The organism is Nocardioides scoriae, from assembly GCF_900104965.1.
In the GTDB taxonomy this organism is placed as follows: Bacteria; Actinomycetota; Actinomycetes; order Propionibacteriales; family Nocardioidaceae; genus Marmoricola; species Marmoricola scoriae.
Window position 1 is genome coordinate 1,192,381 of the sequence record NZ_LT629757.1, and the last position, 15,126, is coordinate 1,207,506.

8 protein-coding genes and 2 rRNA genes are annotated in these 15,126 nt (G+C 67.1%); 2 read left to right on the forward strand and 8 right to left on the reverse strand.

The genetic code is table 11. The features are described 5' to 3' along the window. Nucleotides 1–62 precede the first annotated feature (62 nt). From BLU55_RS05770 to BLU55_RS05805, 8 genes are all read right to left on the reverse strand, one after another. Nucleotides 63–3,178 (reverse strand): 23S ribosomal RNA (locus BLU55_RS05770). A 395-nt stretch (nucleotides 3,179–3,573) separates the two neighbouring features. Further along, nucleotides 3,574–5,092, reverse strand: a 16S ribosomal RNA gene (locus BLU55_RS05775). The 16S and 23S rRNA genes sit together here, the layout of an rRNA operon. Before the next feature lie 491 nt (nucleotides 5,093–5,583). Beyond that, nucleotides 5,584–6,657: an alpha-hydroxy acid oxidase gene (locus BLU55_RS05780; RefSeq protein ID WP_091727127.1), complete on the reverse strand. Its 1,074-nt coding sequence runs from the start codon at nucleotides 6,655–6,657 to the stop codon at nucleotides 5,584–5,586. Continuing rightward, nucleotides 6,654–7,919 (reverse strand): tyrosine--tRNA ligase, encoded by a 1,266-nt coding sequence (gene tyrS, locus BLU55_RS05785; protein ID WP_091727131.1) that lies wholly within the window; start codon nucleotides 7,917–7,919, stop codon nucleotides 6,654–6,656. The genes BLU55_RS05780 and tyrS overlap by 4 nt, the downstream gene beginning before the upstream one ends. A gap of 100 nt (nucleotides 7,920–8,019) precedes the next feature. After that, nucleotides 8,020–8,595, reverse strand: a complete 576-nt coding sequence (locus tag BLU55_RS05790) for a TIGR03086 family metal-binding protein (RefSeq protein ID WP_091727134.1) — start codon at nucleotides 8,593–8,595, stop codon at nucleotides 8,020–8,022. A gap of 63 nt (nucleotides 8,596–8,658) precedes the next feature. After that, nucleotides 8,659–9,249, reverse strand: a complete 591-nt coding sequence (locus BLU55_RS05795; RefSeq protein WP_091727136.1) for a DNA-3-methyladenine glycosylase — start codon at nucleotides 9,247–9,249, stop codon at nucleotides 8,659–8,661. Then, a complete protein-coding gene (argH, locus tag BLU55_RS05800) occupies nucleotides 9,237–10,667 on the reverse strand; it encodes an argininosuccinate lyase (protein WP_091727139.1) in 1,431 nt (476 codons plus the stop codon). The genes BLU55_RS05795 and argH overlap by 13 nt, the downstream gene beginning before the upstream one ends. Nucleotides 10,668–10,753: 86 nt before the next feature. After that, a complete protein-coding gene (locus BLU55_RS05805) occupies nucleotides 10,754–12,472 on the reverse strand; it encodes a glycerol-3-phosphate dehydrogenase/oxidase (RefSeq protein WP_091727141.1) in 1,719 nt (572 codons plus the stop codon). A gap of 185 nt (nucleotides 12,473–12,657) precedes the next feature. Here BLU55_RS05805 and BLU55_RS05810 point away from each other — a divergent pair, with 185 nt between their 5' ends. Beyond that, the gene (locus BLU55_RS05810) at nucleotides 12,658–13,377 is read left to right on the forward strand and encodes an MIP/aquaporin family protein (RefSeq protein ID WP_331713819.1); all 720 of its coding nucleotides are present in this window, start codon (nucleotides 12,658–12,660) and stop codon (nucleotides 13,375–13,377) included. Between the two features lie 80 nt (nucleotides 13,378–13,457). Then, entirely contained in the window at nucleotides 13,458–14,978 is a 1,521-nt protein-coding gene (gene glpK / locus BLU55_RS05815; RefSeq protein ID WP_091727147.1) for a glycerol kinase GlpK, read from the forward strand. The last annotated feature ends 148 nt before the right edge of the window (nucleotides 14,979–15,126 follow it).

Here is a 15,126-nt window from a genome sequence, read left to right on the forward strand (position 1 = left end):
GGACTCATACGGTGTTCCCGACCGTAACTCGGGAACCACACAGTGGACGCGCAACATCTTTGAGGGACAAGCCCTCGGCCTATTAGTACCGGTCGGCTAGGCATTACTGCTGTACACCTCCGGCCTATCAACCCAGTCGTCTACTGGGGGCCTTACCCGGTTGACCCGGTGGGAAACCTCATCTTGAAACGTGCTTCCCGCTTAGATGCTTTCAGCGGTTATCACTTCCGAACGTAGCTAACCAGCCGTGCCCTTGGCAGAACAACTGGCACACCAGAGGTTCGTCCATCCCGGTCCTCTCGTACTAGGGACAGCCTTTCTCAAGTTTCCTGCGCGCGCGGCGGATAGGGACCGAACTGTCTCACGACGTTCTAAACCCAGCTCGCGTGCCGCTTTAATGGGCGAACAGCCCAACCCTTGGGACCTACTCCAGCCCCAGGATGCGACGAGCCGACATCGAGGTGCCAAACCATCCCGTCGATATGGACTCTTGGGGAAGATCAGCCTGTTATCCCCGGGGTACCTTTTATCCGTTGAGCGACGCCGCTTCCACATGCCAGCGCCGGATCACTAGTTCCGACTTTCGTCCCTGCTCGAGTTGTCACTCTCACAGTCAAGCTCCCTTGTGCACTTACACTCGAAACCTGATTGCCAACCAGGCTGAGGGAACCTTTGAGCGCCTCCGTTACATTTTAGGAGGCAACCGCCCCAGTTAAACTACCCATCAGGCACTGTCCCTGATCCAGATAATGGACCTAGGTTAGATATCTAATACGACCAGAGTGGTATTTCAACGATGACTCCACACTCACTGGCGTGAATGCTTCACAGTCTCCCACCTATCCTACACAAGTCGAACCAAACACCAATACCAAACTATAGTAAAGGTCCCGGGGTCTTTCCGTCCTGCCGCGCGTAACGAGCATCTTTACTCGTAGTGCAATTTCGCCGAGTCCACGGTTGAGACAGCGCCCAAGTCGTTACTCCATTCGTGCAGGTCGGAACTTACCCGACAAGGAATTTCGCTACCTTAGGATGGTTATAGTTACCACCGCCGTTTACTGGGGCTTAAGTTCTCCGCTTCGATCTTGCGATCTAACAGGTCCCCTTAACCTTCCAGCACCGGGCAGGAGTCAGTCCGTATACATCGTCTTACAACTTCGCACGGACCTGTGTTTTTAGTAAACAGTCGCTTGGGCCTGGTCTCTGCGGCCATCACCGCGTCTCACAGCAAGTGTGATAACGGATCCGGCCCCCCTTCTCCCGAAGTTACGGGGGCATTTTGCCGAGTTCCTTAACCATGGTTCACTCGATCGCCTTAGTATTCTCTACCTGATCACCTGAGTCGGTTTGGGGTACGGGCGGCGCATAGCTCGCTAGAGGTTTTTCTCGACAGCATAGGATCAGCCACTTCGTCCATACGGACTCCCCATCAGGTCTCAGACACATGAGAGACGGATTTGCCTGTCCTCTCGTCCTACACCCTTAGCCACCGACAACCATCGCGGTGGTTGGCCTACCTTCCTGCGTCACCCCATCGCTTGACTACTACTAGATCGGGTCGTGCGCTCTGCCACCATCGTCCCGAAGGATCCCGGTGGTTTCGGGCACTTAGCATCACTAGCCTCGTCATGGGCGCTACTTTGCCGGTACGGGAATATCAACCCGTTGTCCATCGACTACGCCTGTCGGCCTCGCCTTAGGTCCCGACTTACCCAGGGCAGATTAGCTTGACCCTGGAACCCTTGATCATTCGGCGGAAGAGTTTCTCACTCTTCATTCGCTACTCATGCCTGCATTCTCACTCGTGTGGCGTCCACGACTGGTTCACACCGCCGCTTCACTCGCCACACGACGCTCCCCTACCCATCCACACACCTGGACCCACTCACGTGGGCCGGGATAACGCATGAATGCCATAGCTTCGGCGGATGACTTGAGCCCCGCTACATTGTCGGCGCGGAATCACTTGACCAGTGAGCTATTACGCACTCTTTCAAGGGTGGCTGCTTCTAAGCCAACCTCCTGGTTGTCTCTGCGACTCCACATCCTTTTCCACTTAGTCACCGCTTAGGGGCCTTAGCTGATGGTCTGGGCTGTTTCCCTCTCGACTACGGAGCTTATCCCCCGCAGTCTCACTGCCGCGCTCTCACTTCCCGGCATTCGGAGTTTGGTTGAATTCGGTAAGCTGTTGGGCCCCCTAGTCCATCCAGTGCTCTACCTCCGGAAAGAAACACGCGACGCTGCACCTAAATGCATTTCGGGGAGAACCAGCTATCACGAAGTTTGATTGGCCTTTCACCCCTATCCACAGGTCATCCCCTCAGTTTTCAACCTAAGTGGGTTCGGTCCTCCACGCGGTCTTACCCGCGCTTCAACCTGCCCATGGATAGATCACTTCGCTTCGGGTCTTGATCGTGCCACTCAGACGCCCTATTCGGACTCGCTTTCGCTACGGCTTCCCCACACGGGTTAACCTCGCGACACAACGCAAACTCGCAGGCTCATTCTTCAAAAGGCACGCTGTCACCTGGTCCCCACGAGGGGGACTTCAGCTCCAACGGATTGTAGGCACATGGTTTCAGGTACTATTTCACTCCCCGCCAGGGGTACTTTTCACCTTTCCCTCACGGTACTTGTCCGCTATCGGTCACCAAGGAGTATTTAGGCTTAACGGGTGGTCCCGCCAGATTCACACGGAATTTCAGGGGTTCCGTGTTACTTGGGGTAACGCCACAGAGCCATCGGTTTACGTATACGGGGCTATCACCCTCTACGGCCGGACTTTCCAATCCAGTTGCACTTCATCGATGGTTTCTTACTCTGTGCTGGTTCGGCAGAACCAACAAGGCGGCCCCACAACCCTCACGCCGCAACGCCTGCCGGCTATCACACGACGTGAGTTTGGCCTCTTCCGATTTCGCTCGCCACTACTCTCGGAATCACTTTTGTTTTCTCTTCCTGCCGGTACTGAGATGTTTCACTTCCCGGCGTTCCCTCGCACCACCCTATGTGTTCAGATGGGCGTAACTGGACATGACTCCAGCTGGGTTTCCCCATTCGGAAATCCCCGGATCACAGCTCGATTGCCAACTTCCCGGGGCTTATCGCAGGCTTCTACGTCCTTCATCGGCTCTTGGTGCCAAGGCATCCACCATGTGCCCTTAGTAGCTTGTCTTGCTACAAAGATGCTCGCGTCCACTGTGTAGTTCTCAACATACGGGCGGAACCCCCACCTACACCCCCGCTGACCCACACGCCACCGGCATCCCCCGAAGGAGACCCCGACGACCGCACGAGCAGTTCGAAGAGATGGAAGGCCGCAGAAGAATCATGACCTCACAAGGCCTGATCCCTCAGGACCCAACAGTGTGCCTGACAACTCCCCCACCCAGTAACCACGTTCCACACACCAGCAGCACGAAGCCACCGACGCAGTACTAGCCGCCAACCAGACGAGAGAGCAACCAAATAATCGACGTTCCACTAATGAGCTGGCACCGCCGAGGAACACACGTCCCCGAAACAGCGCCGATGGACACCCACCGAAGCAGGTGCCTACATGCTCCTTAGAAAGGAGGTGATCCAGCCGCACCTTCCGGTACGGCTACCTTGTTACGACTTCGTCCCAATCGCTCGCCCCACCTTCGACAGCTCCCTCCGTAAACGGTTGGGCCACTGGCTTCGGGTGTTGCCAACTTTCGTGACGTGACGGGCGGTGTGTACAAGGCCCGGGAACGTATTCACCGCAGCGTTGCTGATCTGCGATTACTAGCGACTCCGACTTCATGGGGTCGAGTTGCAGACCCCAATCCGAACTGAGACCGGCTTTTTGGGATTCGCTCCACCTTGCGGTATCGCAGCCCTTTGTACCGGCCATTGTAGCATGCGTGAAGCCCTAGGCATAAGGGGCATGATGACTTGACGTCATCCCCACCTTCCTCCGAGTTGACCCCGGCAGTCTCTTATGAGTCCCCACCATGACGTGCTGGCAACATAAGACGAGGGTTGCGCTCGTTGCGGGACTTAACCCAACATCTCACGACACGAGCTGACGACAGCCATGCACCACCTGTATACAAGTGTCCAAAGAGACCTCTGTCTCCAGAGGCTTCTCGTATATGTCAAACCTAGGTAAGGTTCTTCGCGTTGCATCGAATTAATCCGCATGCTCCGCCGCTTGTGCGGGCCCCCGTCAATTCCTTTGAGTTTTAGCCTTGCGGCCGTACTCCCCAGGCGGGGCGCTTAATGCGTTAGCTGCGGCACGGAACTCGTGGAATGAGTCCCACACCTAGCGCCCAACGTTTACGGTGTGGACTACCAGGGTATCTAATCCTGTTCGCTCCCCACACTTTCGCTCCTCAGCGTCAGGTAATGCCCAGAGAACCGCCTTCGCCACCGGTGTTCCTCCTGATATCTGCGCATTTCACCGCTACACCAGGAATTCCGTTCTCCCCTGCATACCTCTAGTCTGCCCGTATCGGAAGCAGGCTCAGGGTTAAGCCCTGAGTTTTCACTCCCGACGCAACAAACCGCCTACGAGCCCTTTACGCCCAATAATTCCGGACAACGCTCGCACCCTACGTATTACCGCGGCTGCTGGCACGTAGTTGGCCGGTGCTTCTTCTGCGCATACCGTCACTTTCGCTTCGTCTGCGCTGAAAGAGGTTTACAACCCGAAGGCCGTCATCCCTCACGCGGCGTTGCTGGATCAGGCTTTCGCCCATTGTCCAATATTCCCCACTGCTGCCTCCCGTAGGAGTCTGGGCCGTGTCTCAGTCCCAGTGTGGCCGGTCACCCTCTCAGGCCGGCTACCCGTCGAAGCCTTGGTGAGCCATTACCTCACCAACAAGCTGATAGGCCGCGAGCTCATCCTGCACCGCCAGAACTTTCCACCACACCCCATGCGAGGCGCAGTCATATCCGGTATTAGCCACCGTTTCCGGTGGTTATCCCAAAGTGCAGGGCAGATTGCTCACGTGTTACTCACCCGTTCGCCGCTCGTGTACCCCGAAGGGCCTTACCGCTCGACTTGCATGTGTTAAGCACGCCGCCAGCGTTCGTCCTGAGCCAGGATCAAACTCTCCATTGAAAATGCAGAAATTCAAACCCCAGCAAGAGGAACGATCCACTGACAAAAAATTGCCAGAATCATCGTCGTTCTTACCAAAGGAACCATCAACCAACACCCACCCCAAAAGGCAGGCAATCGGCCGACAGGTATAAATTAATTCGTCGACTTTTGGCACACTGTTGAGTTCTCAAGGATCAAGCGCACACCACATCGGAACCTTCCGGCCCTCCGTGGGACAAGGGTCAAACTTACCGGGCACCACTGATCGAGTCAAACCCGATCCTGCGCTCGGCCCCAGCGCGTGGATCTCGCGGTGGGGCTCCGTCTGAGGCCGCACCGAGGCGGATCCTCACCGGGCCTCGTCGGAGGCACTGCGTGGGTGGCTGGTCCGTTCCGGCCGCCTGACTTCTCAGTCCTGCGTCCCGCTCACCGGCCCAACGAGATAGAACATTAGGCGCCCCCCGGAGCACCGTCAAATCGACTCGTCGTGGCCCCGGTCACAGCGACTTCTAACGCAGGTCAGGCCGCTCCGGACCGCTCACGACGCCCGCCAGGTCCGCCGCCGAGGCGGCGCCGGCGAGGCGCATCGACTCCTCGAGCTCGGTGCCCAGCTCGAGCAGCGCACGGCGCACGCCGTCGACCCCGTCGGAGGCGAGCGCGTAGAACATCGGACGTCCCACGAAGACCCCCGTGGCGCCCAGCGCGAGCGCGACCATGGCGTGCAGGCCGCTGCGCACTCCCCCGTCGACGAACACCGGTGCCCGCCCCGCGACCGCGCCGACCACGTGGGGCAGGCACGACGCCGTCGACGCGACCTGGTCGAGCTGGCGGCCGCCGTGGTTGGACACCCAGACCGCGGCGGCCCCGGCATCGACGGCCCGCGCGGCGTCGTCCCCGCGCAGCACGCCCTTGGCCACCACCGGCAACCCGGTCATCTCGGAGAACCGGCCCAGGTCCTCGGGCACCAGGTCCATCGCCTTGTCGCGGTCCTTGGGACTCACCCCCACCGGTGGGGTGCGGGCGTTGACGCCCACCCACGACCGGTCGGCGACGTCCCAGACCGAGCCGCCCTCGGGGGCGGGGTAGCGGGTGCCTACCACCGGGGTGTCGACCGTGAGCACGATGGCCGACGCCCCCTGGGTGACGGCGTCCTCGAGCAGGCCCGCCGTCAGGTCGCGGTCGGGCGAGGCGTAGAGCTGCATCCACCAGGTGACGCCCGTGGCAGCCACGTCGGCGAAGGTGCTGCCGGCGTTGCTCGAGAGCACGAGCGGGACGCCGACCTCCGCGGCCGCCCGGGCCATCGCGACCTCACCGTCGGGGTGGGCGGCTCGCTGCAGGCTCATCGGTGCGATCCCCAGCGGCAGCGGTGACGACGTGCCGAGCAGGTCGGCGGTGGTGTCGATGGTGCGCACGTCGCGCAGCACGCGGGGCAGCAGCCGCACCGCGCGCCAGGCCGCCTCGGCCTCGCCCAGGGTGACCTCCTCGCGCGCCCCCTCGGCGATGTAGCGCAGCACCGCCGGCGCGAGCACGTCGCGCGCGCGTTCCTGCGCCTCGTCCAGCCACCGTGCGTGCGTGCCCGTCATCCCTGGACCTCCACCCCGGCGAGGTTCTTCTTGCCGCGGCGCAGCACCAGCCAGGTGCCGGCGAGCAGGTCGTCCTCGTCGGGCACGTGCTCGACGTCGGTGACCCGCTCGTTGTTGAGGTAGGCGCCGCCCTCGCCGATCGTGCGGCGCGCCTCGCCCTTGCTCCTCACCAGCCCCGAGGCCACCAGCAGGTCCACGGTGGGGGTCCCGCGGGGGGCGGTCGCCGCCCCGGCCTCGCGCAGCGCGGAGGACAGCGTCGCGCCGTCGAGCCCGCGCAGGTCGCCGCCGCCGAACAGGGCGGCGGCCGCCGCCTTGGCCTGCTCGGTCTCGTGGGCGCCGTGGACCAGGGTGGTGACCTCGTCGGCCAGCCGCTTCTGGGCGGTCCGCAGGAACGGCTTGTCGGCCGTGGCGGCGTCGAGCTCCTCGATCTCCTCGCGCCCGAGGAAGGTGAAGATCCGCAGCAGCTCGCCGACCTTGTCGTCCTCGGCGTTGAGCCAGAACTGGTGGAAGGCGTACGGCGAGAGCATCGTCGGGTCGAGCCACAGGGCACCGCCCTCGGTCTTGCCGTACTTGGTGCCGTCGGCCTTGGTCACCAGGGGCGTGGCGAACGCGTGCACGTGGCCGCCCTCGGCCCGCCGGACCAGCTCCACGCCTCCGGTGAGGTTGCCCCACTGGTCGCTGCCGCCGAACTGCAGCGTCACGCCGTGGTCGCGGTACAGGTTGAGGAAGTCCATCGACTGCAGCAGCACGTAGCTGAACTCGGTGTAGCTGATCCCGGCCTCGAGACGGCTGCGCACCACGTCGCGGGCCAGCATCCGGTTGACCGGGAAGTGCTTGCCGATGTCGCGCAGGAAGTCGATCGTCGACAGGCTCGCGGTCCAGTCGTAGTTGTCGACCATCGTCGCGCCGTTGTCGCCCTCGAAGTCGAGGAAGGGCTCGATCTGCGAGCGCACCCGTCCCACCCACTCCTTGACGGTGTCGAGGCTGTTGAGCGTGCGCTCGCCGGAGTCGCGGGGATCGCCGATCATGCCGGTGGCCCCACCGACCAGGGCGTACGGCGTGTGGCCGGCGAGCTGCAGCCGACGCGCGGTCAGCAGCTGCACGAGGTTGCCCATGTGGAGGCTGGGCGCGGTCGGGTCGAAGCCCACGTAGAACCGCACGCTGCCCCCGGTGAGCGCCTCGCGGAGCGCGTCGCGGTCGGTGGCGTGGGCGATCAGGCCCCGCCACTCGAGGTCGTCGAGCAGGGACGGGTCGGTGCTCACGGGGTGGGGCTCCTCGGGCTGGGACGGGCGCCGGGGCGGATCCGGGCGCGCTCGGACGGGCACCAGCCTCCCACGGGGCGGGCGGCGGTGTCCGGCGACCTCAGCGCGCGGACCAGCCGGGGTCGCGACCGGTCGCGCCCAGCACGCGGGCGAACGCGGGGGCGTCGTCGTCGACCCGGACCTCCTCGCCGAAGGCGCCCATCGAGCGTCCCGTCTCCCCGACCTGCTCGACGACCGCCTCGGCCTCGGCCACGGCCCCATCGGAGTAGGCGACCTCCTGGCCGGTGGCGCGGGCGAGGTCCCACCCGTGGACCATCACCTCGACGTACGCCAGGCGTCCGACCTCCTCGCGGGTCATCGACCCGTCGAGGGCCTCGCCCTCCCAGGCCTCGGGCTGGCTCCACGCGTCGGCCAGCGCGATCAGGCGGTCGCCCAGGTCGTCGCGCCACGTGGCCCCCACCTCGTGGCCGCGCGAGCCCCACGGGTCGTCGCGGTCGAGCGGCTCGTGGGCGCCGACGCGGCGCATCGCGTCGGTCGTGCCGAGGACGTGGCCGACCAGGTCGCGCAGCGTCCAGCCGTCGCAGGGCGTGGGTCCGTCGAGGTCGCCCGGTGGCACTCCCTGGAGCACGGGCTGGAGCGTGGCGACGACGTCGTGCAGGTGCTCGCGTGCGGACATGGTGTGCCTCTCTGGGGGACGACCGGTCACGCCGGGTGTACCCGAGGTCACCCGCCTGATGCCTCAGCCCGGGCGGCGCACCGCGGCCGGGCGGTACGCCGAGACGCTGGGCTCCCCCGCCAGCCAGAAGCGCCACGGCCGGTCGGCGGCACGGCGCAGCCCCACCCGCGGGCCGGTGGCGACGGCCTCCGGCGGGACGGGCGGGTCGGCCGGCTCCAGCCAGCCGGCCGCGTCGGCGCCGTCCTGGGCGAGGTCGAGCGCCAGCGCCCGGCACAACCGGGCGGGTCCCCGGGCCAGGTCGCGGTCGCTGGAGCCGGGTCGTCGCTCTCGGGCCAGGTCGCGGCCGGCGACCACCTCGCCGGCGCGCAGCAGCACCGCGCTCGCCTCGCCCTCGGGGCCGCACACCAGGTTGGCGCAGTGGTGCATGCCGTAGGTGAAGTAGACGTAGAGCCGCCCGGCCGGGCCGAACATCACCCGGGTGCGGGGCGTGGGGCCACGGTGCGCGTGGGAGCCGGGGTCGTCCGGGCCGGCGTACGCCTCGACCTCGGTGAGCCGCAGCGTGACGCCCGCGTGGTGGAACCGGGCTCCGAGCAGGCGCGGGGCGACCTCCAGGACGGGGCCCGCCAGCAGCTCCGCGGGGGTCAGCCGAGCCATCCCCGGTGCTCGGCCAGGACGGCCCGCAGCTCGGCCAGCTGCTCCGCGACCCGGACCGGCGCGGTGCCGCCCCGTCCGTCGCGCGAGGAGACCGAGCCCTCGACGGTGAGCACGGCCCGCACCCCGGGGGTCAGGCGCGGGTCGATCGCGGCGTACTGCTCGTCGGTGAGGTCCTCGAGGCCGATGCCCAGCTGCTCGCAGCGGCGCACGCAGGCGCCGGACAGCTCGTGGGCCTCGCGGAACGGGACGCCCTCGCGGACCAGCCACTCCGCCACGTCGGTGGCCAGGCTGAAGCCCTGCGGGGCGAGCTCGGCCATCCGCTCGGTGTCGAAGCGCAAGGTCGCGACCTGGCCGGTGAAGGCGGGAAGCAGCACCTCGAGGGTGTCGACGGAGTCGAAGACCGGCTCCTTGTCCTCCTGCAGGTCGCGGTTGTAGGCCAGCGGCAGCGCCTTGAGCGTCGCGAGCAGCCCGGCGAGATTGCCGATCAGCCGCCCGGACTTGCCGCGGGCCAGCTCGGCGATGTCGGGGTTCTTCTTCTGCGGCATGATGCTCGACCCGGTCGAGTAGCCGTCGTCCAGCGTGACGAAGGCGAACTCCCGGGTGGCCCACACGATGATCTCCTCGGCCTGCCGGCTGACGTCGACGCCGACCATCGCCAGCACGAACGCCAGCTCGGCCACGAAGTCGCGGGCGGCGGTGCCGTCGATGGAGTTGGCGACCGAGCCCGTGAAGCCGAGCTCGTGGGCGACCGCCTCGGGGTCCAGGCCCAGGCTGGAGCCGGCCAGCGCGCCCGAGCCGTAGGGCGACTCCGGGGCCACCCGCGCGTCCCAGTCGCGCAGCCGGGCCACGTCGCGGGCCAGCGGCCAGGCGTGGGCGAGCAGGTGGTGGCTCAGCAGCACCGGCTGGGCGTGCTGGAGGTGGGTGCGCCCCGGCATCACGGCGCCGAGGTGGCGCTCGGCCTGGTCGGCGATGGCCTCGGCGAGGTCGAGCACGTGGCCGGCCACGAGGCGGGCGTGGTCGCGCAGGAAGACCTTGAACAGGGTCGCGATCTGGTCGTTGCGGCTGCGCCCGGCGCGCAGCTTGCCGCCGAGCTCGGGCCCCACGACCTCGAGCAGGGCGCCCTCGAGGGCGCCGTGGACGTCCTCGTCGCCGGGCTGCGGCAGCAGCTCCCCCGAGGCCACCCGCCGGTCGAGCTCGTCCAGCCCGCCGAGCAGGCCGTCGAGCTCGGAGTCGTCGAGCAGGCCGGCGGCGTGCAGCACCCGGGCGTGCGCCCGCGACCCGGCCAGGTCGTGGTGCGCGAGCCGCCAGTCGAAGTGCGTGCTGCGCGAGAGGGCCACCAGCTCGGGGCTGGGCCCCGTCGCGAAGCGACCGCCCCACAGGCTGCCGCTGTTGGTCGTCCGGCCCGGTGCGTCGCTCACCGGCCTACCCTGACACACCGCGGAGGGGCGCCAGGACCGGGCCGGCAGGGGGCCGCGAGGCCCCCTGGCGGGACGGCCCGAGCACCTCAGGCCAGGGCGCGACCCACGCTGCGGTTGCGGAAGTCGGGGGCCGCGAGGCGCTCGGCGTTGGCCTCCTGGTCGGCGGCCTCGGTCTGCGACTCGCGCTCGGCCGCGACCCGCGCCTCCCACGCCTTCACCTCGTCGTCCACGCGGCCGGAGTCCCACTGCAGGGCGTCGGCGACCAGCTCGGCCACGGGCCGGGCGCAGGTCACGCCGCGGTCCTTGGTCTCGATCGAGATGCGGGTGCGGCGGGCCAGCAGGTCGTCGAGGTGGAGCGCGCCCTCGTGCGTGGCGGCGTACAGCAGCTCGACCCGGAGGTACTCCTCCGCGCCGGGGACGGGGTCCTTGAGCGACGGGTCCTCGGCCCACATCGCGAACAGCTCCTCGACCAGCGAGCCGTAGCGGCCGAGCAGGTGCTCCACCCGCCAGGCCGGGAGGTCCTGCCGCAGGGCGATCGTCTCGACCTGGTTGCTCAGGGCGTGGTAGCCCTCGGCACCCACGAGCGGGATGTGCTCGGTGACGCTCTCGGGCACGTTGCTCGCCAGGTCGGGGCGCGCGGCATCGACGGCGTCGGCCGCCATCACGCGGTAGGTGGTGTACTTCCCGCCGGCGATCGAGATCAGGCCGGGCTGGGGCCGCGCGACGGCGTGCTCGCGGGAGAGCTGGGAGGTGCTCTCGCTCTCGCCCTTGAGTAGCGGCCGCAGGCCGGCGTAGACGCCCTCGATGTCGTCGTGGGTCAGCGGGTGCGCGAGCACCGTGTTGACGTGCTCGAGGATGTAGTCGATGTCGGCACGGCTCGCCGCGGGGTGGGCCTTGTCCAGGTCCCAGTCGGTGTCGGTGGTGCCGACGATCCAGTGCATGCCCCACGGGATCACGAACAGCACGGACTTCTCGGTGCGCAGGATCAGCCCGGTCTCGGAGTTGATCCGGTCGCGCGGCACCACGATGTGCACGCCCTTGGAGGCCCGCACGTGGAACTGGCCGCGACCCCCGGCGAGCTCCTGCACGTCGTCGGTCCACACGCCCGTGCAGTTGATGACCACCCGGCAGCGGACGGTGGCGGTCTCGCCGGACTCGACGTCGGTCACCTCGGCCCCGACGACCCGCTCGCCCTCGCGCAGCAGCCGCTCGACCTTGGCCGAGGTCAGCAGCCGGGCGCCGTAGGAGGCGGCCGTGCGGGCCACCGTCATCGTGTGGCGGGCGTCGTCGGACTTGGCGTCGTAGTAGAGGAGCGCACCGGCCAGCGCGTCCTTGCGCAGGCCGGGCACCATCCGCAGCGCCTTGGTGCGCGACAGCTGCTTGTGGCGCGGCACCGAGCGGGCGCCGCCCATGGAGTCGTAGAGGGTCAGGCCGGCCGTGACGTAGGGCCGCTCCCAGAACCGGTGCTTGAGCGGGTAGAGGAACGAGACCGGGCGCACCAGGTGGGGGCAGATCCGCGTCAGCATCAGCTCCCGCTCGCGCAGCGCCTCGCGGACCAGCGAGAAGTTGAGCTGCTCGAGGTAGCGCAGGCCGCCGTGGAACAGCTTGGAGCTGCGCGAGGAGGTGCCGGAGGCGTAGTCGCGCTGCTCCACCAGCAGCACCGACAGGCCGCGGGTCACGGCGTCGAGCGCGACACCGGCGCCGGTCACGCCGCCGCCCACCACCAGCACGTCCACGTCGTGGTCGGGCAGGGACGACCACGTGTCGCCACGCTGGTCGAGGTCGAGTCGGGCAGGTGCCACCATGGCCGGTCTCCTGGGGTGTCGGTCGGCTGTCGTGTCGCTGCTCCGAACCTATGCCGTCCCTGGGCGTCGCGGGGAGGGGCGGGTGCCCGCCAGGGGCGGCACTGGCGTCCGGGGACCGAGGTCCCTACGGTGGGGCTGCGTCAGTGACGGGGGTCACAGCGATCATCGGGGCGCCGACAGGAGGCATCGTGTTCACCGACATCTTCGTGCCCGAGCTCATGGGCACGGCCATCCTCATCCTGCTGGGATGTGGCGTGGTCGCCAACGTGGTGCTGCCCAAGACGGGCGGCTTCGGGGGCGGCACGCTGCTGATCAACTTCGGCTGGGGCCTGGGCGTCTACTCCGGCGTCTACGTCGCCTACAAGTCCGGCGCCCACCTCAACCCCGCGGTGACGCTGGGCCTGGTGGCGTCGGGCAGCGTCGACCTGTCGTTCGTCGAGGTCGTGGTCTACATCGTGGCCCAGGTCCTCGGCGCGATGCTGGGCGCGGGCCTGGCGTGGGCGGCGTACAAGAAGCACTTCGACGACCCGGAGGCCGACGAGGGCTCCAAGCTCGGCGTCTTCAGCACCATGCCGACCATCCACGCACCGGTCTGGAACGTCGTCACCGAGGTGATCGGCACCTTCGTGCTGATCTTCGTCATCCTCGCGTTCGGCAAGACCCCGACCCAGGTCGGTCCGCTCGCCGTCGCCCTGCTCGTCGTGGCCATCGGGGCCAGCCTCGGCGGCCCCACCGGCTACGCCATCAACCCGGCCCGCGACCTCGGGCCGCGCATCATGCACGCGCTGCTGCCGATCCCCCGCAAGGGCTCGAGCGGCTGGCACTACGCCTGGGTCCCCGTCGTGGCGCCGATCATCGGCGGCGTCCTGGGCGGCCTGGCCGCCAACGCCGTCGGGTTCGTCTGAGCCCCGCCGCGACACCCGAGCCGCACTCCCCGCACCTGCCCGCCACCCACTCGGCACCACCCTCTGGAGGCACACCGACCATGGCCACGAAGACCTACATCCTGTCCATCGACCAGGGCACCACCAGCACCCGCGCGATGGTGTTCGACCACAGCGGATCGGTCGTCTCGGTCGACCAGATCGAGCACGAGCAGATCTTCCCGCGCGCCGGCTGGGTCGAGCACGACCCCATCGAGATCTGGAACAACACCCGCGAGGTCATCGGCGGGGCGCTCGGCAAGGCCAACCTCAACAGCAAGAACATCGAGGCCGTCGGCATCACCAACCAGCGCGAGACCGCGGTGGTGTGGGAGAAGGCCACCGGCAAGCCGGTCTACAACGCCATCGTGTGGCAGGACACCCGGACGCAGAAGATCGTCGACGAGCTCGCCGGGGACGAGGGCCCCGACCGCTACAAGGCGGTGTGCGGGCTGCCGCTGGCGACGTACTTCTCCGGGCCGAAGGTGAAGTGGATCCTCGACAACGTCGACGGTGCGCGGGAGAAGGCCGAGGCCGGCGAGCTGCTCTTCGGCAACACCGACACCTGGCTGCTGTGGAACCTCACCGGCGGCGCCGAGAACGACGGCGTGCACGTCACCGACGTCACCAACGCCAGCCGCACCATGCTGATGAACCTCGCCGACCTGACCTGGGACGAGTCGATCGCCTCCGACATGGGGATCCCGGTTTCCATGCTCCCGGAGATCCGCTCCTGCTCCGAGGTGTACGGCGAGTGCAAGCCCGGCGTGCTCAACGGCACCCCGATCGCCGGCATCCTCGGCGACCAGCAGGCGGCCACCTTCGGCCAGGCCTGCCTGGAGAAGGGCACGGCCAAGAACACCTACGGCACCGGCAACTTCATGCTGCTCAACACCGGCACGGAGCAGGTGCCCAGCGAGAACGGCCTGCTCACCACCACGTGCTACAAGCTCGGCGACGAGCCCACGGTCTACGCCCTCGAGGGCTCGATCGCGGTGACCGGCTCGCTCGTGCAGTGGGTGCGCGACAACCTCGGCATGATCTCCTCGGCGGCCGAGATCGAGGAGTCGGCCAAGAAGGTCGACGACAACGGCGGCGCCTACTTCGTGCCGGCGTTCTCGGGCCTGTTCGCCCCGCACTGGCGCTCCGACGCCCGCGGTGCGCTGGTCGGGCTGACGCGCTTCGTCAACCGCCACCACATCGCCCGGGCGGTGCTGGAGTCGACGGCGTTCCAGACCCGCGAGGTCCTCGACGCCATGAACGCCGACTCCGGGGTGCCGCTCACCGAGCTGCGCGTCGACGGCGGCATGGTCGTCAACGAGACCCTGATGCAGTTCCAGGCCGACATCCTCGGCGTCGACGTGGTGCGGCCCAAGGTGGCCGAGACGACCGCGCTCGGGGCGGCGTACGCCGCGGGCCTGGCGGTGGGCTACTGGGAGAACACCGACGACATCACCGAGAACTGGGGCGAGGACAAGCGCTGGTCGCCCCAGATGGACGAGGACGAGCGGGAGCGCCTCTACCGCAACTGGAAGAAGGCCGTCGCCAAGACCCTCGACTGGGTCGACGACGACGTCGACTGACCCACAGCCGCAGACGCGCACGGCCGCCACCCGCGGGGGGTGGCGGCCGTGCGCCGTCCCCGGGGGGAGGCACGCAGACGCGCGGACTCAAGTTTTCGGTGGTGTCCGGTTGGTCCGGTCAAGTCCGTGCAGATCGGACAGCGACCGG